The sequence below is a fragment of the Mitsuaria sp. WAJ17 genome (assembly GCF_014174515.1).
Taxonomy (GTDB): Bacteria; Pseudomonadota; Gammaproteobacteria; order Burkholderiales; family Burkholderiaceae_C; genus Roseateles_B.
Genome location: NZ_JACJUG010000093.1, coordinates 1 through 791, shown reverse-complemented (window position 1 = coordinate 791; position 791 = coordinate 1). Strand labels below are relative to the sequence as shown.

The following is a 791-nucleotide window of genomic DNA, read 5'->3' as shown; positions in this document are numbered from 1 at the left end:
AGGCGAGCCAGGGCAGCAGCACCATGTCGTAGTACGCGAAGCCGCCCTCGTTCTTGACGAAGCGGAACTCGAAGACATGGCCGTTGAAGAAGCGCGAGCTGCCGTCGTCGCGCAGCAGCTCGATGCTCACCATCTTGCCCAGCACGTCCTTCAGCGCGATGTCCGGCTGGTCCGACAGCACCTCCACCACGAAGTGGAAGTCGCGCGAGAGGCCTTCCGTCGCGTCCAGCCGGTTGGCCACCATCAGCGCGGAGGGGCCGTCCTCCCGCGGGAAGTGCAGCTGCAGCAGCCGCGCGTTCTGGCGTTGGCCCCGGATGAATTGCAGCAGCGCGCCGCTGGCTTCGCTCAGCGCTTGTGATGACATGTCTTGATTCCTCCCTGGTCCGCACTCTGCTGGCTAGCCGGCCGGGGCGGAGGGGCAGCGCGCTCGGGGAGCCGCTGCGTTTCGTGGGTTTCCGTAGGGCTGGCCTGGGGCGATGCCAGGACAATCTCCTCGGAAACCCGCGGATTCTTTCAAGCGACGCGGCAAGCGTCCGCAAGAAGATGAATCCCGCAGAAACCAAATGTTCGAATCGATGGGAAACGTAACGGCAGTGAGCCAGACCCCCCTGGTCTGCGGGGGCACGTGCCGGGGTGCTGTCGTTCAGCGCGCAATGTCGGCTTCAGTTTAGGTTTGTCCGACACCTGCCCGTCGCGCAGCCCAGGGCCGTGCATCACGCCGACCTGAGGGCAGGTGTCGGATAAACCTCGGGGGAGGAAACCGCGGCGCGTGCGGCGGCGGTTGTCGAAGG

Annotated in this window: 1 protein-coding gene; it reads right to left on the bottom strand. The window is 65.6% G+C overall.

The window, feature by feature from the left end; translation table 11 throughout:
* A partial coding sequence (locus H5407_RS23505) for a contractile injection system protein, VgrG/Pvc8 family (RefSeq protein ID WP_255501405.1) occupies nt 1-364 on the bottom strand: 364 nt, incomplete at its 3' end.
* Between the last annotated feature and the right edge of the window lie 427 nt (nt 365-791).